The sequence below is a fragment of the Synergistaceae bacterium genome (assembly GCA_021372895.1).
In the GTDB taxonomy this organism is placed as follows: Bacteria; Synergistota; Synergistia; order Synergistales; family Synergistaceae; genus JAJFTP01.
In genome coordinates this window covers 1-22,069 of record JAJFTP010000066.1, presented here as the reverse complement: position 1 = coordinate 22,069, position 22,069 = coordinate 1, and the positions used below count along the sequence as shown (strand labels likewise).

Annotated in this window: 16 protein-coding genes, 1 tRNA gene and 1 pseudogene; 7 read left to right on the top strand and 11 right to left on the bottom strand. The window is 48.9% G+C overall.

Annotation, left to right across the window (positions count from 1 at the left end; all coding sequences use genetic code 11):
* Positions 1 to 14: 14 nt before the first annotated feature.
* A complete protein-coding gene (locus tag LLF78_06155) occupies positions 15 to 2,345 on the bottom strand; it encodes a hydratase (protein MCE5202073.1) in 2,331 nt (776 codons plus the stop codon).
* A 580-nt stretch (positions 2,346 to 2,925) separates the two neighbouring features.
* Positions 2,926 to 3,919 (bottom strand): annotated as a pseudogene (locus tag LLF78_06150) (ornithine cyclodeaminase family protein).
* A 340-nt stretch (positions 3,920 to 4,259) separates the two neighbouring features.
* Here LLF78_06150 and LLF78_06145 point away from each other — a divergent pair.
* Together LLF78_06145 and LLF78_06140 are read left to right on the top strand one after the other, a co-directional pair.
* Positions 4,260 to 5,264 carry a proline racemase family protein gene (locus tag LLF78_06145; GenBank protein MCE5202072.1) on the top strand — a complete coding sequence of 335 codons (1,005 nt, stop codon included), beginning with the start codon at positions 4,260 to 4,262 and terminating at the stop codon, positions 5,262 to 5,264.
* Between the two features lie 389 nt (positions 5,265 to 5,653).
* Positions 5,654 to 6,547 carry a proline iminopeptidase-family hydrolase gene (locus LLF78_06140; protein MCE5202071.1) on the top strand — a complete coding sequence of 298 codons (894 nt, stop codon included), beginning with the start codon at positions 5,654 to 5,656 and terminating at the stop codon, positions 6,545 to 6,547.
* 47 nt (positions 6,548 to 6,594) lie between these two features.
* On the opposite strand, the gene LLF78_06135 is transcribed toward LLF78_06140, so the two are convergent.
* Complete coding sequence (locus tag LLF78_06135) at positions 6,595 to 7,953, bottom strand: FAD binding domain-containing protein (GenBank protein MCE5202070.1); 1,359 nt, start codon at positions 7,951 to 7,953, stop codon at positions 6,595 to 6,597.
* Between the two features lie 13 nt (positions 7,954 to 7,966).
* Positions 7,967 to 10,201, bottom strand: coding sequence for a xanthine dehydrogenase family protein molybdopterin-binding subunit (locus tag LLF78_06130; protein MCE5202069.1), 2,235 nt, complete (start codon positions 10,199 to 10,201; stop codon positions 7,967 to 7,969).
* A 258-nt stretch (positions 10,202 to 10,459) separates the two neighbouring features.
* Between LLF78_06130 and LLF78_06125 the strand changes: the two genes are divergently transcribed.
* Both LLF78_06125 and ssnA read left to right on the top strand, forming a co-directional pair.
* A complete protein-coding gene (locus LLF78_06125; protein MCE5202068.1) occupies positions 10,460 to 10,840 on the top strand; it encodes a RidA family protein in 381 nt (126 codons plus the stop codon).
* A 140-nt stretch (positions 10,841 to 10,980) separates the two neighbouring features.
* A complete protein-coding gene (gene ssnA, locus LLF78_06120) occupies positions 10,981 to 12,309 on the top strand; it encodes a putative aminohydrolase SsnA (GenBank protein MCE5202067.1) in 1,329 nt (442 codons plus the stop codon).
* A 118-nt stretch (positions 12,310 to 12,427) separates the two neighbouring features.
* On the opposite strand, the gene hydA is transcribed toward ssnA, so the two are convergent.
* The gene (gene hydA / locus LLF78_06115) at positions 12,428 to 13,786 is read right to left on the bottom strand and encodes a dihydropyrimidinase (protein MCE5202066.1); all 1,359 of its coding nucleotides are present in this window, start codon (positions 13,784 to 13,786) and stop codon (positions 12,428 to 12,430) included.
* A 194-nt stretch (positions 13,787 to 13,980) separates the two neighbouring features.
* Between hydA and LLF78_06110 the strand changes: the two genes are divergently transcribed.
* Positions 13,981 to 14,056 (top strand) — tRNA-Asn (locus LLF78_06110).
* A gap of 256 nt (positions 14,057 to 14,312) precedes the next feature.
* Positions 14,313 to 14,444, top strand: coding sequence for an integrase core domain-containing protein (locus LLF78_06105; GenBank protein MCE5202065.1), 132 nt, complete (start codon positions 14,313 to 14,315; stop codon positions 14,442 to 14,444).
* A gap of 346 nt (positions 14,445 to 14,790) precedes the next feature.
* Here LLF78_06105 and LLF78_06100 read toward each other — a convergent pair whose 3' ends face one another.
* The 6 genes from LLF78_06100 to LLF78_06075 form a co-directional block, all read right to left on the bottom strand.
* Positions 14,791 to 15,570, bottom strand: coding sequence for a 3-oxoacyl-ACP reductase FabG (locus LLF78_06100; protein MCE5202064.1), 780 nt, complete (start codon positions 15,568 to 15,570; stop codon positions 14,791 to 14,793).
* A gap of 165 nt (positions 15,571 to 15,735) precedes the next feature.
* Positions 15,736 to 16,662 carry an NAD(+) synthase gene (gene nadE, locus LLF78_06095; GenBank protein ID MCE5202063.1) on the bottom strand — a complete coding sequence of 309 codons (927 nt, stop codon included), beginning with the start codon at positions 16,660 to 16,662 and terminating at the stop codon, positions 15,736 to 15,738.
* A gap of 221 nt (positions 16,663 to 16,883) precedes the next feature.
* The gene (locus LLF78_06090) at positions 16,884 to 17,606 is read right to left on the bottom strand and encodes an SDR family oxidoreductase (protein MCE5202062.1); all 723 of its coding nucleotides are present in this window, start codon (positions 17,604 to 17,606) and stop codon (positions 16,884 to 16,886) included.
* 198 nt (positions 17,607 to 17,804) lie between these two features.
* On the bottom strand, positions 17,805 to 18,656 hold the full coding sequence (locus tag LLF78_06085) for a hypothetical protein (GenBank protein ID MCE5202061.1): 852 nt from the start codon (positions 18,654 to 18,656) through the stop codon (positions 17,805 to 17,807).
* A gap of 413 nt (positions 18,657 to 19,069) precedes the next feature.
* Complete coding sequence (locus LLF78_06080; GenBank protein MCE5202060.1) at positions 19,070 to 19,195, bottom strand: type II toxin-antitoxin system YoeB family toxin; 126 nt, start codon at positions 19,193 to 19,195, stop codon at positions 19,070 to 19,072.
* Positions 19,188 to 19,382, bottom strand: a complete 195-nt coding sequence (locus tag LLF78_06075) for a hypothetical protein (protein MCE5202059.1) — start codon at positions 19,380 to 19,382, stop codon at positions 19,188 to 19,190. The genes LLF78_06080 and LLF78_06075 overlap by 8 nt, the downstream gene beginning before the upstream one ends.
* Positions 19,383 to 19,556: 174 nt before the next feature.
* Here LLF78_06075 and LLF78_06070 point away from each other — a divergent pair, with 174 nt between their 5' ends.
* Positions 19,557 to 21,758: a mechanosensitive ion channel gene (locus LLF78_06070; GenBank protein ID MCE5202058.1), complete on the top strand. Its 2,202-nt coding sequence runs from the start codon at positions 19,557 to 19,559 to the stop codon at positions 21,756 to 21,758.
* Positions 21,759 to 22,069: the final 311 nt, after the last annotated feature.

Here is a 22,069-nt window from a genome sequence, read left to right as displayed (position 1 = left end):
CTCCTATATTTATATTATTTCACCGATGTGCCGTTCTGCCGTGAGTAATAGTTCATCAGGCATCCTGCAAGGATTATCTCCCTGTCCTCTTTTGCAAGAGCCGGCATCTTAAGCGTGATGTCCATAGTGGCAGCACCGCTTATAACCTTCACATGGACTGAATCCCTGCCATCCTCAAGTGCATGGCGTATTCCGGGAATGAATATCCAGTCCCCGACACTGAGCTTTTCCCTCTCTTCAGGGTCAATGATAAAAGGAATCATCCCCCAGTTGATGAGATTGCTCCTGTATCGTTTTGTCGCATATTCTTCTGCGATATTGGCCTGCCCGCCAAGCACCTTCTGTGACGACGCCGCCTGCTCCCTGGCAGAGCCATCTCCAGGCTTGACTGCGACCACAACGCTTCCTATCCCGGTGTTCTCTGGGGAATTTTCTGCATTTACAAGCGCCATGACAGACATTACCTCAGCGGGAACTTCACTGCCTCCGGCATCAAGCGCATGCCTGCGCGCCTCTTCCAACGCCAGGACTGCCTTTGCCCTTCCGACATATCCGGGGTCCTTGCGCGAAAGGGCATATTCCGCCAGTTTCAATGGATTGGAACGGAGGGACGATGTCTCTCCCGAGGGTATCAGCTCGTCTGTCGTCGTCACAGGATCTGTTATCACTGATGTGACGCGCAGCATTAAATTATCTTCCATCGGGTATATCTTGGGCCAAGGGCAGATATTGGGGCCGTATATAAGCTCGGTCTCGGGCTTTGCTTTGCCAAAACCGCGATAGACCTTTTTATCATATATGTCTCCTCGGAATGTATATTCAACATCATGCAGACTATCTGCAAAATCCTCCGCAGAGGTAAGGACCCCTCCATTGGCCGCCGTTGCGGCTATTGAACGCGCATCCATAAGGGCAACATAGGAGATCTGCCCCTCTCCCGGCCTGGAACCCTCCCTGTTCGGGAAATTTCGTGTCGTGTGCCTGATGCTGAACCCGTTATTTGCGGGGGTATCACCGGCACCAAAACATGGCCCGCAGAAAGCCGTCCTTATAGTTGCACCGGATGATATCAGGTCTGCGAGAGAACCGTTTGCCATAAGCTCCATCATGGTCGGCTGACTTCCGGGATAGACACTAAAGGCAAATCCGCTGTCACCGGTACCCCGCCCACGTAAAATCTGTGCGGCTGCCACGATATTATCAAATGTGCCGCCGGCACATCCTGCTATGATCCCCTGGTCAACAATAAGATGTCCGCTCCGAAACTTATCGGCAAGATTGATGGACAGTTCTGGATTTCCCATCTGCAGGAGCGCATCTTTTTCGATCTTTTTAAGAATATCCAGAGTATTTTCGTTCAGCTCATCAATTGTATAAACATTGCTGGGATGGAACGGAAGGGCGATCATCGGTCTTACCTCGTCAAGGTCGATGATTACAACCCCGTCGTACCAAACAACCGGAGCCGGCTCAAGCTTTTTATAGGCATATGGTCTGCCGTGTATATCAAAATACTTTTTTACCCTGTCATCTGTCTGCCATATAGAAGACCAGCATGCCGTCTCCGTCGTCATCACATCTATACCGTTACGAAATTCCACCGGAAGGTTTGCGACGCCGGGACCGACAAACTCAAGCACCTTATTCTTAACGAATCCATCCTTGAAGACAGCTCCTATAAGTGCGAGCGCCACATCATGCGGCCCTACTCCCTTTCTCGGAGTCCCTTTGAGATACACTCCTATGACCTCTGCGCGTGGAAAATCATAAGTTCGGCCTACCAGCTGTTTGACAAGCTCCGGACCACCCTCGCCCACTCCCATGGTTCCGAGGGCGCCGTAGCGTGTGTGGCTGTCGGAGCCAAGGATCATCCTTCCGCAGCCGGACATCATCTCCCTGACATAGGAATGGATCACCGCCATGTGTGCAGGAACAAATTCTCCTCCAAACTTTTTAGCGGCGGACAGACCAAAGAGATGGTCATCTTCATTTATAGTGCCTCCCACAGAACAGAGGCTGTTGTGGCAATTTGTCATGGCATAAGGGACAGGGAATTGCTTCATCCCGCTGGCAATGGCTGTCTGAATTATCCCCACATAAGTAATGTCATGTGATGCAAGGGAATCGAAACGGATCCTGTAATTATCATCCGTTCCGCCATCATTGTGAGCTGCTATGATGCCGGCGGCTATAGTACCTTCTGATGCGGTTTTCTTGTCCGGAAAATCTCCTTCCAGAGGTCTCAAGCCAGCTTTTATCAAGCTGTTATTAACCTCATGAAGCATTATTTTACCTGTATCTTCTAACAATAGATTTCCACGAAGTAAATATGCGCCGTCTCTCATCAGCTTCAGCAATGTCATACACCCCTTCATTCAGATCATTGTTCGGTCCCGCATCTCTCATATTGAACCAGGATAACTGGTATTGTAAGCATATAAAAGTCCATCACATCTGAAGCTGTTAAAAAAACTGCCATCCGCGCACTGCTCGGACAGCTCAAAACATATCAGACTCCTTCAATAAAACCAGGTTATAACAGAATCCTCCGATGCGAATACGTTTCTAAGGTCAAACAAAACTCCATGTCTAAGGCCACTTTACTTCTATCTTAATATACCTGCAACCTCAGCATTTCATAACAATTACAAAAGAAGGCCTATATTTGTCAACGAATCTCGCTTTTTTTAAAAGTCCAATTTTGTGGTGTGCAATATATATTATTTTTTGAAAGACGTCAATAAAATTTTCATAATTAGAGCCATATTAAGAATAGTCTGTAATTTTGATACAATTGTTCTCATAACAAGCTTACAGTTATAAAAGGCAGGATCCCTGCTTCTGCCAGAATTAAAATTACATGGCATAACAGGGATCCTACCCTTTATTTCTTATTTATACATAATATTCAAGGTACGATTTATTCTAAAGTTTGAGCATAGTGCCAATATTTCTCTCTGCGGCTTTTTCAAGAATAAGTTTGGCCGTCATCACGTCATGACTTGCTATGCCCATAAACAGGCAGACCCTGCGCCCCTCCCGCACCGATGCGGCCTTGCCTGCAACAACTTCTCCCATGTCGGCATATATCCCGTCCTCCGACGGATAACCGTGCAAGAAGTATACTCCCTGCTTTTGAGTCCACAAATACTGATTACGGTCATCACAGACAAACACATTGCTTCCGGCAACGGCTTCTCCGTCAAACGTCGAGTCATAGTCGCTTGCGATGCAGCATACATCCTTCTTGAGCATTGCTTCCGTGATGGTCCTGTGCGGCACTTCCAGTATCGGTGCGCATGACGTGATGACATCCGCATCCTCGCATACACCTTTTACATCTTTGCATATTACAAACTCGACCTTCGGACAAACGACCTTCATCGCCTCTATCCGTATATCTCTCTGCCTGTGCTGCGATCGGGTCATAGATCTTAACCGTCTTCATCGCGGGCAACACCTCATTGAACGCGCGAAGAGTAATTTTTCCTATAGTACCGAGGCCGACAACGGCAACAACCGACGCATCCTGTGCAGCAAAGTACTTTGCTCCAAGACCTGCTGCAGCTCCGGTCCGCCAAGTTGTCATCCAGTTACAGTCCATTATCGCCTTTACGACGCCTGTCTCGCTGTCATTGAGGACAAATATGCCGTTATTGTAAGGGAGTTTTTTTCCGAGGTTCATTGGGAAACCTGCAACCCACTTGATCCCGGCCATATCGATATCGCCGGAGATCCAGCAGGGCATGGCGTGTATATAACAGTCCGGTCTCGGGTGTATTCCTATTTTTGCGGGAAGCTCAACCTTTCCCTCACCCTTCATCTTCCATCCGGCTTCAACGTGATCAATAACTTCCCCCATTGTGATGCCAAGAGATTCTACATCTGACTGGGAAATGAAACGGACATCGTATGCCATTACCTCAACACCTCCTGTATGTTGTTTTCCCCGGGATCCCCGGGTAATGAACTATGACTCCTGCGGTATGTCGGGAACACGGACATCATCTCTTAAAAAGAGTTTTTCTTCCTTCAGAATCCTGTCACACCTTTCTATTCTGTCCCTGTTTTCCCCTCTGTCTTTCAGATATATCAAATAATGGATCATTTATTTCAGCAAAATATTAGTTTGGCATTATTGATTTGTCAATTATTATTTATTTTTTACACTAATGTTGCCTGTATTATACACTTGTGATAGCATATGCGAATGAAATTATTTTTTCAGATGCAACAAGAGGAAACGGGGGCCTGGAATTATGAAGATCAGCAAGCTTGTCGCGACAATCGACTCTCACACCTGCGGGGAGCCGACAAGGATCATCCTTGGCGGGGCGCCGTCATTCAAGGGGAAAACCATGTCTGAACGCTGGAAGGATTTCTGCGAAAATCACAACGATTTTCGCAGATTTATCATGACGGAACCGCGAGGACACGCCGACATGTTCGGGGCAATAATGGTCCCGCCGATAAATCCGGAGGCACACACAGGCGTTATCTTCTGCGATTCGGGCGGAAGCGTATCTATGTGCGGGCATGGTTCGATCGGGCTCTCCTCCGCTATGGTAAACCTAGGGATGGTCCCTGTCACCGAACCTGTTACCGAGGTCAGGCTCGACACCCCTGCCGGACTCGTGACAATGTCGGTAGATGTAGAGAACGGAGAAGCAGTCAGCGCAACACTGAAAAACGTACCGGCTTTTGTTTTCGCACAAAATCTCGACCTGTACCTTCCGTCAATTGACAGGACAGTCAAATTCGACATCTGCTTCGGCGGCAGTTTTTTCGCCATATTAAATGCGGAGGACTTCGGCTTTGAAATTGTGCCGTCAGAGACTGCAGCGATAACAAAGATGGGGCTGGAAGTCATAAAAGAGGCCAACAGGCAGCACATGGTGCAACATCCCTTAATTCCTGAAAATAACAGGATACTTCTTGCGGAGTTTGGGATCCACAAACACGGAAGACCGGCACGCAACTGCGTTATATTCGGCACATGCAACGTTGACCGTTCTCCCTGCGGCACAGGCACCTGCGCAAAAATGGCATTGCTTGCAGCAAGGGGGGAACTGAAACCAGGTGAGACATTCCTTCATGAGAGCATTCTGGGCACCGTATTTGAAGGGCACTATGAATCTGGGCCTAAGGTAGGAGAGTTCGACTCGATCCAGCCATATATAAAGGGCACTGCAAATATAGTAGGATTCAACTGGCTGATCCAGCAGGACAGCGATCCGCTGCTGCCGGGTTTTCTGCTGCACTGACCTGCCGGACACTCTCACGATCTTAAAAAAACAGGGCCGCGGCCTCCGTAAATTGGAATATCTGCATCGGGTATATGAAAATTATTGAGTCAATTATTCTTTTTTCTGTACAATGATAATGCTTTCATCCGGATGTTTAGGCGGAGGCCATATTTATAAAAATTGATAATTGGACAAATTACAGATCCTGGCAGGAATCCGTTAATCAGATCTAAAAAACTTTTCATTAAATATCGAACATAATTGTCCTGTCTGGTACAAACAAGCAAAAGCTATAACTTTACGCCATATTACCCCTTATAATAGTCATAAAATGATGCTATCATCTAACTGCGACCTATAACAACGGACATGCAAAACTCACGGCAAGGAATAAGGGGGGATAGCAGATGACACCGAGTTTGAGAACGAAGTATATCAACGTACCCGGCGGTTATGTATATATGTGCATACTCGGAGAAAATGAGGCCGAGATACCTGTCCTGTATCTGCACGGAGGTCCCGGAGGGAATTTTAACTCATTTAGCCCAATGGCTCAGAGGATCGCGGAAAATCGCATTGTTTATATGTATAATCAGTTAGGCAGTGATGATTCCAACAACACCGGCGAAGAGTCACTGTGGGTTCCCGAACGCTATGTAGAAGCACTTAACAGTATAATCGCAAACATTGGAGTTCCAAAACTGCATCTGATAGGCCACTCATGGGGTTCTTTTCTTGCTGCGGAGCACATCCTCAGCACACCCAAATCGCCGGTTATATCCATAACTATGGTCAGCCCGTATTTAAGCACGGAAATATGGATACGAGACGCAAAAATCAGGCTTGCGGAGCTTAACAAGGATTATCTTAAGATCGTAGAGGAATGTGAGAGCAGCATACATTTCGACGGACAGATGTACCAGGACATAATCCAGGAGTACAACAAAAACTTTCAATGCCGCAGCCTGTTGAGCCACCAGAGACAATATCGCCATCTGACAAAAGACTTTATGACGATATCAGGCAAAAATGTATATAAACATATGTGGGGACCAAGCGAATTCACATGCAACGGGATCCTGAAGGACCTGGACATTACAGGGAAGCTGTCGAAAATCAAAGTAGCTGTCCTGATCATATGCGGCCAGTATGACCAGGTAAGGAATGAGACCTGTGAATACTACAGATCACTGATACCGGGCTCGAGGATGGCTATTATACCGGAAGCCTCGCAGATGTCATTTCTGGAAAATCCTGATATTTTCTACAACACATTGATGAATTTCTATAGCTGCTTCTAGAAAAAAGTGCTGTGTGTTTTTTATCCCCACACAGCACTTTTTATTTGTTATCCTGTTTTTATCTCCTCAAGAAATCTTCGCACAAGGTTGGAAGCCATGGCTTTGCGCCATGCCGGGCTTTTGCGCGGATTTACCTCATCCCCGGCAACAGAGGATGCCTCTGCTATAAGTTCCGGATCCAGCCTCTTTTCCTTTAATACAGCCTCCAGCTTGGGAAGACGGACAGGTATCGGCGACATGCTGCCGGCCGCGGCGCGGAACTCCCGTATTACTCCGCCCTCGACCTCAGCGTAAAAGCCAAGTGAAATTCTGGAAAGAGTGAGAGCCTTGCGCGACCCTCTCTTATAGAACTTCTGTATGGAATTTTCCTTCGGTACAGGTATGATTATTTCGCGCATGATCTCATTAGGTTTGCGGTCAGGGTCTCTGTAGCCGCGGATAAATTTTTCCAGCTTCATCTCACGGGCTCCATCTATACTTTCAAGGACAACACTTGCCTCAAGCGGCAGAAGTATAGACGGGAGGTCCGCGGCTCCTGACGCCGTGGCAAGATTACCTCCTATTGTAGCCCTGTTCTGGATCGCAGGAGCACCGCTTCTCATCGATGCTTCCCAAAGTGCCGGCAGGTATTTTTTCACTGTCGCGCTTCTGATTATGTCTCCGTTCGTAACGCAGCTTCCGATCCTAATCACATCGCCTGTTTTATTTATGCCCTTAAGCTCCGGCACCCGGCTCAGGTCGAGTACCTTTGCCGGATGGAACTTGTCGTTTTTGATATCCGGAACAATATCCGTAGTACCTGCAAACAGAGATACATCGATGTTTTTATCAAGCATACAGAGTGCCTCGGCGAGGTTCTCGGGCATGAAACAGCTGATCGCATCCGTCGATGTCAGGATAGGAGCCTGACCTGAACAGAGGTTTTTACGAACGCGGAACGTCTCGCAGTAACCTTCTTCTACCGCCCTGTTTATAGCGCTGTAAATTTTTTCATACCCGGTACAGCGACAGATGTTGCCTGACAGCGCTATTTTTATCTCCTCCTCTGTCGGCATGGGGTTTTCTTCAAGCAGCGCACGCGCCGCCAGTATCATACCCGGAGTGCAGAAGCCGCATTGGACTGCGCCTTCTGTGACAAATGCCCTCTGGAGCATGTCCATATCATCCGACGTGCCAAGCCCCTCTATAGTCAATATCTCGCTGCCTGACGCCTGCACCGCCGGGATGAGGCATGCGTTGACAAGCCGCCCGTTCATAATGACCGAGCATGCTCCGCACTCTCCCTCTCCGCAGCCCTCTTTTGCGCCTTTAAACCCAAGATCATCGCGCAGGACTGCAAGCAGCAGCTTCATGGCAGGAACATCAGCGCAGTAAAGTTTACCGTTGACGGTAAGCTCTATCCTCATCTTTGTACCTCCCTCAGTTCTTTCCTGCTTGTTTTTCAAGCAGCTCAAAGAGTTTCTCTCCTGTCAGCGGTATGGACCGCGCAAAGACGCCGGTGGCGTTTTCTATGGCAGAGATGAACGCGGGAGCACCGGCATTTGCCGGGAGCTCACCTATTCCCTTCGCCCCGTAGCAGCCCTCTGCACAAGGATCCTCAAGCAGTTCCACTTTCCACGCCGGAGTATCAAGCGTAGTAGGCACAAGATAGGCATTCATATGAGCAGCCGTGTATCTGCCGCTTCCGTCGACACGGATATCCTCTATGTGAGCCCAGCCTATCGCCTGAAGCACTCCGCCAACCAGCTGACCGGCAGCCTGCATAGGGTTGATCGTACGTCCGACTTCTGCGGCAACGGCAGCTTCTGTCGCATTGACTTCGTAAGTGTCCATGTCGATCTCTGTCTCAATGGCGTTGGCTATCCAGGCATAACCGCGGTATGCGTCGCCCTCGAACTTCTCGTCGTCCCATTTGCCGCCGTCTGAAAAAATATTCATTCCTATGGCGTCAAGCACTTTATGTTCTTCAAGATATGCCTTTGCGGTATCAATGATGGGCGCATCGCCTGAAAGCCCCTTCGAAGACGCCCACTCCTCCAGTTTCTTCTTAATATTTTCGCATGCGTTCTGCACGGCCTTGCCTGCATACATTGTGGTGCGCGATGCGACAGTAGGCCCGGTATTAGGGGTCATGGACGTGTCAGGTACAATGTAGAGCACATCGTCCAAGGTAACGCCGAGCGACTCGGCCGCGACCATTGGCAGCACCATTGAGGCTCCCTGTCCCATCTCCGTGCTGCTCGTATAGATGCGGAACCGATCGCCGTCAAAGCTGACTTTTGCAGTCGAGCCCATCTTATCCTCTCCGGAACCTGTAAAACCGCCCCCATGCAGTGCGACGGCAATCCCGATACCCTTGCGTATACGTCCTTGCCGCTGATTTGCATAAAGTGCACGCTTTCTGCGATAATCGGAAAGCTCCGCTGCCTTTTCAAGCACAGCCGAGGCATTGTTGTTTTCGGTGAATTTCTGCCCGTAAGGGAACGTATCGCCTGTCTTCAGCGTATTTTTAAGTCTTAAGTCCAGGGGATCCATTCCAAGCTCACGTGCTGCAAGATCCATCTGTCGTTCTATTCCGAATATCGCCTGCGGGGCTCCAAACCCTCTGAACGCTCCGTTTGGCGGGGTATTCGTCGCCAAAGCAAGGCTGTGCACGCGGACGTTGGGAACGTAGTATGCTCCTGCAGCGTGAAGATGCGAGCGCTGCAGCACAACGCGGCTCAATGTGGTATAGGCCCCGCTGTCCAGCATAAGCTCCACATCGAGCGCGGTTATCATGCCGTCCTTTTTCAGCCCCATTTTATAATGGCTCTTTGATGGGTGGCGCTTCGGTGATACAAGGATATCCTCAGATCGGCCATAAATTATCCTGACGGGATGTTTTGATTTCATGGCAAGAAGCGCGGCATAGGAGCCAAGCACAGAAGGATAGTCCTCCTTGCCGCCGAAGGCCCCGCCGGTGGCGCTCTGTTTTACAACAACCTTCTCGGCCGTCAGTCCCAATACTTTCTGGACCGCATTGTGAACATAAAAGGGACACTGCAGGGATCCAATAACCTCTACCACGCCGTCTGCCCTTATTTCAGCCGCCATTCCCTGCGTCTCAAGATAAATCTGCTCATGCAGACCTGTTGCCCAGTCTCCCTCAACGATGATATCGGCATCTGCAAAACCTTTTTCGATATCGCCACGCTCTGTGAGGTACTCGTCTATAACGTTATCTTCACCCCAGATTATCTCTTTTTTTGCAAGTGATTCTTCGATGGTGAGTATCGGCGGCAGAGGTTCAATTTCCACTTCGACCGCCCGCATCGCGGCCTTGAGCATTGCTTCATCCGGCGCGGCAACAAGCGCAATTGCCTGCGACGCATAATTGATCTCTTTATCTGCAAGCGCAGGATAGTCACTGCGCACCATAGCAATAAAGTTTTCTCCCTGGATATCGCTTGCGGTTACAACCGAGACATTTGACCAGTCAAATGAAGGAAGAAGTTTTATGCCTTTAAGCCTGCCGCGTGGGACCTGAGACCGAACCACACCACCGATCCAGCAGCCCGGGATATCCAGATCCGCAAGGTATCTTGTCTCTCCTGAAACCTTTGCAGGCCCGTCAAAACGAGGTAAGGATCTCCCTATGATTTTAAAATCCGTCATTCAATAACCCCCTCGGGGAAATATACACTTGCGCCGCCAAAACGCACTGAACAGGAAAGGCGGATCCAACATTTGCCCTACCATACTAAAATCCGCGGGTATTTCTTTATCGCTTATGATTGTCTATACAATGTCAGTATTTTATACCACGTCCGCAAAAAAATCATCAGCGTGTTTTTGTAAGATTTTCATCCCCGGCGGCTTACAAATGCGGTAGAATAGCTTGAGGCTAAAATTGAAGAGAGAGGGGTTATTCATATGAAAGAAATAATAAGCACTGACAAGGCGCCTGCGGCGATCGGACCATATTCACAGGGTGTCAGGGCAGGCGGGTTCCTTTTCCTTTCGGGACAGATCCCGCTGGACCCGGCAACAATGGCGGTAGTCCCGGGGTGCGTATCATGCCAGACCGAACAGGTTCTGAAAAATATCAAGGGAGCTCTTGAAAGCCAGGGGCTGAGCCTGTCTGATGTCGTGAAGACTACTGTCTTTATCAAGGACATGAACGACTTCGGCACGGTGAACGAAGTCTACGCAAAGTACTTCACAAAAGAAGCCCCTGCGCGTTCATGCGTAGAGGTTTCCCGTCTTCCTAAAGACGTTCTCGTGGAGATCGAGGCCATAGCTCTGCTTAAATAATATCCTCTTCCTGAACTCCGGCTCCCCTGTCATAAAGATATGGGGAGCTTTTCCGTATAATTATGGCGTAGCATCATGGCTTTCAGTTGCAGCTATTCCACTTCTTACAACTTCTCAACCACAAAACAGGGGGTGTTTTTATGTTACTGGTCGGTAACGGAAAATTAATAACAAGGGACAAAGCAAATCCTTTCATGCCCGATGGCTGCGCTGCAGTTCAAGGGACAGCCATTGCGTCGGTCGGCACTACCTCCGAACTGCGCGCAAAATACCCTGAGGCAGAATTCATCGATGCCAAGGGAGGCCTCATAATGCCCGGCTTTATCAATGCGCACATGCACTTCTACAGCACATTCTCGCGCGGCATGACTCCTCCCGGCGAACCGGCACAAAACTTCGGCGAAGTCCTCGACCGACTCTGGTGGAGGCTTGACAAGGCGCTCACTCTCAAGGACACATACTTCAGCACGATGACTGCGCTTGTCGACTGCATCAAATGCGGCTGTACAACGGTCATAGATCATCACGCCAGCCCCAACGCCGTGACAGGGAGCCTTTTTGAAATAGCAAAGGCAACAAAGGAAGCCGGCATACGCAGCTCGCTCTGCTACGAAGTATCAGACCGCGACGGGGAGAAAATAGCATACGAGGGCATTAAAGAGAACATAAACTTCATTGACTGGTCAAACAGCCTGAATGACCCTATGATATCCGGCAAATTCGGGCTTCATGCCTCGTTCACACTCAGCGACAGGACCCTTGAAAAATGCCGTGAGGCAATGGGCGACAGGCACGCCGGATATCACGTCCATGTAGCAGAAGGAATGACTGATGCCGCAGACTCCGTCAGTAAATACGGGAAACGCATCGTGGAACGTTTTCGTGACTTCGGCATCACATGTAAAAATTCCATCTTCGTGCACTGCATACATATAGACGAAAATGAGAGGAGGATAATCAAGGAGACGGACACAGCCGTAGTGCACAACCCGGAATCAAACATGGGCAACGCGGTAGGCGCGGCAGATGTCATAGGGATGATGAAAGACGGAATTCTTCTGGGGCTAGGAACAGACGGCTATGTCTCCGACATGATCCAGTCGTACAGACTGGGCAACGCACTCTGCAAGCACTCCGCGGCACACCCCAATGTCGGCTGGAGCGAACTTCCGACGATGCTTTTTGAAAACAACATCGAGATCTCTCAACGCTGCTTCCCCGTCAATATCGGGCGGATAAAAGAGGGATATGCCGCCGACATGATCATCATGGATTATATGCCGCCGACCCCTATCAGCGAAAAAAACATCAACGGACACCTTCTATTCGGCTCATCAGGCCGCAGCGTGGTTACAACGATCGCAAACGGCAAGGTGCTTATGAAGGACCGCAAACTCATGGAACTGGACAGGGAACTCATATCCGCAAAGGCAAGAGAGTGCGCCAAAGAGGTCTGGAAGAGACTGTAGCGGATAAACTCAAGAAACTCCCGGATACACACAGGACATAAATCAGGCTCGTTATGGTTTTACCATAATTCTTTGTGAATTTAAGAAAATCAAAAATGACGAGGCACAATTTTGTCTTTTACAAATACCTTTTCACAAAACAGCCTGACGGCTTAGTCGCAATAAACTCGCCGTTAACAAGCATGGGGCTGCCCCTCAGCCAAACATGAGTCGGCAGCCCACGGATCTTCATGCCTTCGTAAGGCGTGTAATCGACCTTCTGGTGCAGGGTTTCCACTGATAGCACCTTCTCAGTGTGCGGGTCGATTATTACAATGTCCGCATCGGCGCCGGCTTCAATGCGCCCCTTTTCCCTCAGCCCGAGTATGCGGGCAGGGTTCGTCGATGTAACGCCGACAAACTGCTCAAGACTTATCCTGCCTTTCAAGAACCCCTCACTGAAAATTATAGGCATGCGCGTCTCGATGCCGGGGATACCGCCGGGGCTTTTGAAAATATTTTCACCGCCCAGACGGACTTTATCAGCCCTGCTGAAGGAGCAGTGGTCTGTGCCGACAGTGTCGATACCGCCGTTTCCTATCGCCTTCCACAGCGCATCGCAGTCACCCTGTTTTCTCAGCGGAGGCGCCATGACATAATCAAGTCCGTTCTCTTTCTCATAGCAATTTTCCGTAAGACAGAGATACTGAGGACAAGTCTCCGCATAAACTATCTGTCCTCCGCGGCGTGCTTCGATAATTTTTTTAAGCCCAAGACATGTCGAAAGATGGACGATATAGGTACGCGACTCTGTACTCTTTGCAAGGGCCAATATCCTGCCGATCGCCTCTGCCTCGCAGTAATCAGGGCGGCTCATAGGCCAGGCCATGGGCCCGACCGGTCCACTGTTCTGAAATTCAGCTGCAAGCCCGCCTGCAATAGCGTTGTTTTCGGCATGATATAAGAGAAGTCCTCCTGACAGGACCATTTTCTTCATCAGCGGAAAGACATCCTCATCCGTCAGCCTGCCGTCATAGGTCGTGTAGACCTTGCCCGTCGCAAAACCTGCCCCGATAAGGCCACTTATCTCATCTGCAACAGCATCGTCGTACCTCTGGAAGACCAGATGTACGCCAAAGTCGGTATATGAAGCATTCTCTCCTGCCTTAACCGTCTCATCCACGGCAAACGACAGGGGAAGGCCTGCGGGAGCAAATCCCGGATGTTCTACGATCGTGGTTGTGCCGCCCCAAAGAGCAGCCTTCGTCGCAGCCTCGAATCCGTCAGAGACGCTGTTGTCCCCCGACCTTAATATCACATGCGTATGCGGATCCACCCCGCCGGGCAGGACATATTTCCCCTCGGCATCGATCTCATCAGCGTCAAAGCAGATTATCGACTCTCCCGTCTCTATTATCTTGCCGCCATCAACAAGCACATCCCCGCGAAAAGATTTCTCCGCATTTCCTATGATCCCATTTTTTATAAGCAGTGCCATATATTTATGCCTCCTGCGACATCATCTTCAAAACTTCAAAATGGCGGTCTATCGCCGCATGTTCACATACGATGTCCATCTTTGCACAAAAACTCACTTGCAAAGTATATCCCAAATCCGGCAAAGGTGGTTGTCAAAATAGATATCGGTGCTATAATACTCTGCGTCGAGTTTTTTGATTCCCGGCCAGCTATTCCTCGATGGCGCAATCGGCAGCGCGGGTGGCTGTTAACCACTCGGTTCGAGGTTCGAGTCCTCGTCGAGGAGCCAGACGCTCCGGAGCAACTTGCATCAGCTTGATGCAGGTTGCTTCTTTTTTTACTCTGTTATGATCCTGATCCGCTTTTTCCATTGATGTCCATTTACATTGCATATCCTACTTCAGAGGGATCCTCCCAAGAGAGTGTTTAAGTATCGCCGTAACCCGGCATCTTACAGCCCAGGATGTTTTGAGTCAGCTTTACATCCTATTCATATCGTGCGTGGAATTTCTTAACATATTCGTTCTGATAATGGTTCGGAATTTATGGCAAAGGCGATTCGGGAGTGGTTGCACAGAGTCGTAGTCACAACACTTTTTATTGAACCAGGCAGCCCATGGGAAAACGGCCACATCGAATCTTTCAATGAAAAACTGTGGAGTGGGCTTCTAAATTGAGAGATGTTTGCGACAATCAATAGAGACAAAAGCCTTGATCGAGATGTTATGGCAGGCATGATCACATCCGACCGCGCAGCGTTCTGGATTACCGGCCTCCGGAAACGATTCAGATCCAAAACATAAAAAGCCCGACCCTATACTAGCTGGGGGGCAGTCAGTAAGAACATTCACATTGCGAGCAATTGGCGCGACGCTGCCTCCCCGCCGACGCCGCCAGTGGGGTGAGCGAGCCCAACCTCGGCCCAACTCACCCCTCTGGTCCATACCATCGATACCGGGTCGCACTGCTGTTCAAATATGCAGGTTTGCCCAGGGCGCTATACCGAACAGATCGTTTACTCGTTTAATGCAGGCTCAAGCCCCCGGATACGCTTACCGCCTGCCCCGTTACAAAGCCGGCGTCATCAGAGGCAAGCCAAGCCGCCGTTCCCGCTAAATCCTCAGGGCATTCAAGCCTTGGAATGGCAGAGTTTTTTGCCAGATCCTCGCTCATCTGCTTAAAGTCATGCTCCTGAACCGTTTCGCTTTGCGTCAATCCAGGAGAGATCGCATTCACTGTAATGCCAAATTTTCCAACTTCAAAAGCAAGCGCCCTTGTGAGTCCAACGACTGCTGCTTTGGAAGTGACGTATTGAAGGCCGTTGCCGCGCCCCATATAAACTGTGTCAGAGGATATATTTATGATGCGGCCCCAATTTTGCGAACGCATGTCCGGGAAGACCTCGCGTGCGCACATCCACATCCCTTTGACGTTTACAGACATGACTCTATCCCAATCGGTTTCGTCCAATTCATAAAATGGCCTCGCAGCCCGCTCTACCCCTATATGGCGCAGCATGATGGCCGCATTGTTGACTAGGATGTCAACCTTGCCGAAGCGCTCGCGCGCTTTACCCACCATCGCTTTTATCTGATTGGCGTCCGAAACATCGCACACGATCGGCAATACCACCCGATCTTCAGTTGCGATCTCTTCGGCCGCTTGCTTTAATACATCCTCCGTAGTACCGCAGATCACAACGTTGGCCTTTTCCTGATAAAGGCGCTTCGCGATAGCCTTGCCGATCCCGCGACCGCCCCCTGTAATAAGGGCTACATGACCTTTTAATCTTTCACAGCTCATTGTGAATCCCCTCCTTCTTAACCATATTCCCACATTAAGGGCTTGTTTTTAGTTGTCGTCAGTATTAAGAAACATTCACTTGTGTGTCGGAAATATTTTACCACAAGATGTGGGGTGTGGCGCCCTAAGCGGGTGGTGATCACATTCCGACAGATAGCTCCCGTTTCAGGACACCAGGTCGGTCAGATCCGGTGAGGGCGGCAGTGTCCGCATCGGAGCCGACAGGCGCACAAGTTCCTGCACGTAGGCAAGTTGCTGTGCTGTTGCTCCCGTCTCGTCCTCGATGACCACTGGATCCACGGCATGCGCAAGCCCCCACAGGATCTGGTCCAGCACCTCGTAGCGCATCTGCAGCGCGAATTCATCGGTCATGCCCGGAGCTATGTCGGGCGAAGGAGCTTTCCGGACGATCTCCTCGGGGACCCCGACGAAACTGGCCAGCTGCCAGACCTGCGTCTTGTAGAGGCCGGCGATAAGATCGACATCGGAGCCGCTGTCTCCGTAGCGGATAAAATAGCCGGTCATCTTCTCCGTCAGGTTGCAGTTGCCAACGATCATCTGATTACGCAGTTCCCCCCAGTAGTACCACATGACCATGCGCAGGCGGTGCTTGATATGCAGGTAGGCATTGCTTCGGCGCAGTTCCTCGACCCCGTCGCCGCCACGGAGCGTCCGCAGGAACGTGGAAGGCTGGCCTTCCTGCAGCGCGCGATAGCGCTGTACGACATACCGTTCCTGAAAGGTGCGTGGAATAAAACGGGCAGGCGGCTCCAGGCGGTACGCGCCCACTGCCCGCAGAAGCGGTGTGATGCTGACGATCTGCAACGGAACGCCGAGGATGGTCGCCACGCGGACCGCGTCTGCTCTGCTTTGCGGACTGCTGTCCCGTTCGGGCAGGAAGAGCAGGGAGACCCGGGAGGGACCCAGCGCTTTGACTGCAAGGAATGCGTCCAGCGCCGAGTCGACACCGCCACTTAGGCCGAGGATCGCTCCATCACGGTTCTGCCCGCGCACCTGATCTATCAGGAACGTTGTGATACGTTCGACGACCGCAGCTGGATCGGCAAGCAACAGATGTTCCCGGATACTCATCCTCTTACCTTCCTTATGATGAAGTCAACCCCATAATGTGGCGTATATTCTGCTTTCGGTACGCGACAGGCAGTCAATTGTGTATGTCCGACCCCTCCGTATTTCCCTATGCCTATATCTTCCTAATTGTCCCTAAAACCATCTTTGCAGCCATGATCCATAGTTCCCAACAGTTATCTCCAGTCTAACCGTTGGATATTCACGACCACATTAACTGTCCTTCACATTGATATGTTAAGCCCGCCATCTACCGGCAAAAGTGCCCCAACGATATATTTAGCCTTGTCTGATACAAGAAACGCCACGGCCTCTGCCACATCTACAGGTTCACCGATATGGCCTTTGGGTATCTTCTCGCTCTCATAAGGCCTATTTACATACTCCCTATAACCGACAGGCGTACCTATAAGCCCTGAGCCCACTGCATTTACCCTGATATTGAAAGGGGCAAGATCTATTGCTGCGCACATGGTAAGGTAATTTACCCCTCCCTTGGACACCATGTAGGAAAATTTATCCTTTGCCCCCCTTGAACTGGAGACAGTGATGTTAACTATTGAACCGCCTCCCTGAGGTTTCATGATCTCAGAGGCCAATTTTGTACAGAGGTAGTAGCTTCTGAGGTTTGTATTGATGGTATACTCCCAGGTAGTTAAGTCACAATCAAAAATCGATTCGTTTTTTGTGTAGGCAACATTGTTGACAAGGACATCGAGCCTGTTGAATCGGTCCCTTATAAAGGAGAACAAGCTTTCAATGGAACTCGCATCAGAATAATCCACCCTGAAATAAGAACCTTTCTTGGGCAGATTCTCTGAAACAGCCCGTGCTTCATCCTCATTCCTGGAAGTTATGATCACATGATATCCTTTTCCTGCCAATACTTCTGCTATGGCCTTCCCTATGTTGTTTGTAGAGCCTGTCACAAGCGCTATCTTGTCCATATCTATCATCCTCCTTGTTACATAAGTCTTTAATGGTATATATTACGCCTGTTTTATTGTATCCCCCATTGTTTGGAACCAACGAGTTTTTAGTTGAAATATTTTAGCGGCTTCCGTTTGCTTATGCTCCTTTTTTCAACGACCTATCAGCATCCTGTTCATTCTCGCTCGGCTCTCTTTCCCGCTTCATGTTGTATATTACTTTGGGATACCGTTCTCACAAGGCACAGCCGTCTGGCACATTCCGCAACCATAGCCATCCAGTCCAAACTTCTCTTTATTGTAATCAGCCGAAGGACCTTGCAAAAAGGCGCGGCATTTCATTTTATCGTGCCCGTCTTTGGTCAAAGCCCCCGGTGTGCACCGCCCCACACACGCCAGGCAGGTTCCCTTAGTATAATAAAGACAATATTCGTGAATATCCGTATATGGACGTTTATCCGGCTCCACCCTGAGTTTGATTATTATCGAGCCAAGTCTGTGCGCTTTGCCGACAGGAGTGATCAAGGCATCGCAAAATCCAAAAGTGCCGAGTCCGGCAGCATGGGCAATATGCCGTTCTGACCATTTGGAAGTGATTATTTGCCTGGGATTTTCCAGCGTTGTCCATTCAGGGTGAAGCACAGGCGACATCACTTCATAGTTCGCTTCTCGGAGGGTTGCTGCCATGTGCTCCCGTAACGCTTTATTGATCAGTTCTCCAAAAATCCTTGATCGTGACCAGCGTTCGGAAGGCCAATGCGTCTCAGCCCTGAGAGATGCCTTGGTTTTCTCCGTTTGCGGCAGCACCCAGCTAACAATGGTTAACTCATCAGACGTGAATTTACTTTCCGGATAAGCCTTTGCGAAAGCTTCTGCCGGCGTCCAATGTTCTATTCCACAGATTTCAGGTGATTTGTATTTGTTGAAAATATCATCTGCGCCGGAGGCAAAACCTATAAGAGGGGTATCCCACATTTTTTCGTCGCCAAAATTACCGCCCATGCGATTTACATCTGTTTCTAAGAAATCAACGATCAGGGATCTCAGCCATGCTTTTTTATCTTGCATTATTCGAGCCTCCTCTGTCAGTGTTCTTTTTCTGTACTACAGATCTTCTGATCACTGCACCAATGATACAAATATATCACTTTATGTCGAAAAGCTATATATTCCGGGCGGAGACAGCCTCCGCTGGGGGGGAATAGGTTGGGAAAACATTTTTAACTTCAACTGCCTGGGATTACTCGGTAGTTGGGGGGCCAAAACACGGGGGAGATAAAGTCAGCTTTTGTGTAAGAATCTAAATTGGGTCTGCAAAGACTGATTTTATTGTTTTGATCTTGGATTTTTAAAGAAGCTTCAAACAATATCTAACGCAGCGTCAACTGAACAGGCTTTCAATGCCGGGATAAAAAATGACCGAAACCGCCGGTTTGGATCTGACCCAGGGGTCGGTATAATAAATACTGATCTGAATGTTTTTATCTCAACCGGTGTAAAAGTTTGGGTTTAAGCAGCGTATTGATCCGTTTTAAGGTCTTTTTATCCTGGATCTGCCAGTAGAGGTAGTCTTCCCATGCGTAGAGTGTGAAGGTAAGTTTACGCACCGGCCAGGGCCTCTAGTTCCTCCATTGTTTTGGTTACTGTCTGCCCTTCGTTCAACTGCGCTATGGATTCTTTTATGCGCGCCATGTTGCTCTCAGAGTAAAAGGGATCAACGGATACTTCGAAAGGGATCCTTTTTCCCCTGCTCATTTTTTTAGCAAAGACAGTGAAAGCTGTCGTCATGTTCATGTTGGGGCCAGACCTACACAATTGACATAAAGTGATATATTTGTATCATTGGTGCATCGATCAGAAGATCTGAAGCAAAGGTCAACCGGGAAAGACGATGGGAAAGTTTGGATAATTAATGTAGAATAGCACTGTATATGGTACCCAAAAGCTGTAACCGTGGGGGGAACTTTCGTGAGAAAGAGGGCCATAAGATCAATAATTTTCCTTTCATCTTTTTTTCTTGCATTTTTACTGCTTCTCATCTTTTCGCCTTTATCAAACGCCGAGACCCTCGCCGATGTTAAAAGGGATATCGTCGATTACCAGTCACAGCCTCTGGAGAGGATAAAAACCCTCAGGGCCGAAATCCTTAAAATACAGGATCTGGAAGAGGGGCTTGCCAGACAGTACAGCATCCCGGTCTCGCAGGTCATAAACTACGAGATGATGCTTGAAAACAACATATATTTATACCACAGGATCTATTTCCTTCAGAAACAGGGCACCTCGCCTTCACAGTTTATCCTTGAAGAGGGCAGACTCGAAGAACTGTCCGAAAAAAAACCTCCATACTCATTCCTCCTCTACCTCGACTTCCTCGAGGACGTGGAAAACTACCTTAACGAAGCAGACAGGTATAAACTCCTGATAGACAATGCCAAAGCCGCGATCCTGAGGAACGATAGAGAGAGGGATGAGGCAGAAAAAAAGTTCCGCCTGATAAACGACCAGCTCTCAAGAATCAGCGGAAACAACCTGAGCAACAGCTGGCGCATGATGGAGATACTGGCAAAGTTAGAAGAATGTACCGCAGTAAATACACTTAATACTGCTACTTTGTCGCTCGCCGAAAAAGAGCTGAAAGACACAGAGGAAAAGATAGCCGTCATCGGGCCAATGCTTGAGAACATAAGGAAGAATATCAAGTTCAGCAGCGAAGATTTTGCCTTCCTTAACTCCATAGTATTAAAAAAAACCGAATCTCTTTACGATACTATCTCCGTGCTTGAAAAAAAGATAGATCCTGCAGGTGAATTCAGTGATGAGTCAACGGAGATAACCACTTTTACAAGATTTTGGATCTCAAATGAGAAACAGCTGGTCAGGGACGAAATACTGATGATCCTGGAAGTAATCGAAAAATTGACATCGCTCAGGTCAGTCTGGAGGGGTATGCAGGATCTACTCGAAGGAAACCTTGATCTGTCGAGACAAAAAATTATCATCTCTAAAACAAATGACTACATTGATGACATAAATGCGAACATCACCCTGTGCGTAGATGCAATACAGACGATCAGGGAGACAGAACAGGCTGTCCAGAGAAGGTTCGGCGGCGAGAGCCACCTTATAACGGAAGGGGACGCGCTGAAAAGGGACAAATTCCTTGAAAACCTTGCCATCAGACAAAAAAGATATCTTTCATACCTTGTGGACCTGGGAATGATAAGGAGCCAGTATTATGATCTCCGGAAAGAATCTATGCGCATCACAGGAACACAAGGCAACAAAGATAAGCTGAACTTCTTCTGGGGAAACAATTTTTCAAGGATCAAGGAGACCGAGCTCTGGCATGTGGGTGAATACCCGGTAACAGTTGGCAAGTTTTCTTTTGGACTGATGATATTCCTTCTCGGCATAGCCATCACCAGGTATTTTGCATATGTCTTCAGGAAAAGGACCGCTGAAGGGCTAAGCATGAGCAGACACAGCAGCCTTATCATACAAAAATTTATCTATTACACAGGCGTGGTCATTTCATCCTTCTTCGGCCTCTGGAGCCTACATATACCGATTACCGCATTCGCCTTTTTAGGCGGCGCTGTCGCTATCGCAGTCGGATTCGGAGCACAGAAATATACCGGCGACATGTTCAGCGGCATGATACTCCTTTTCCAGAAAAAAGTCCGTATCGGAGATGAAGTGATAATAGCGGACAGAAGAGGAATAGTTGAGGAAATAACGCTCCAGAACACCGTTGTAAGGTGCGAACAGAGCAACCACCTGATAATCCCCAACAGCAAGGTGCTTGATGGAGCAATAGTCAACCTGACGCTCAACAATTCATTCACAAGGGCAGAGGTAAATATATCTGTGGCATACGACACAGACATTGAACAGGCCATGTCGATCATGAGGGAGATACTGAGCAAAGACAAGAACGTCCTGAAATCGCCCCCCTACAAAATACTTTTTGAAGATTTCGGCGAGAGTGCGCTAAACCTGACAGCCCAATTCTTTGTCGATATCAAGGAAAATTTCGAAAGGGACGTCAAGAGCTCTATCCGGCATAAGATACTTACGGAATTCAACAGCGCAAAAATTGAAATACCATTCCCGCAAAGGGACATTAACATCAAAAAAAGAACACCAGGGCCAGACCTACACAATTGACAAAAATATTCGAGCCATCGGTACAGCGTGGCTGAGCTGAAGGAGATTGTGGATCTGTTCCTTCTGTCGGATTTGGGTTTTAACGGTGCAAGATGGAGAACTCTATCTGGGACCGGGATAAAAATGACCCAAACGCCGTTAGGAATTTGACCCTACCCCACTATTCCGCAGTCGGAGTACTGATATGTTCAAGGCGGGCGTGTGATCGGCAAGCGGTTGGTAAAAGCAGGCGGATACAGCATCCTCCGGTGAATTTACAGCGCCTAGCCCGCAATTCCCCTGCTTGCAGCTACTTTATTTTTAGCATAAAA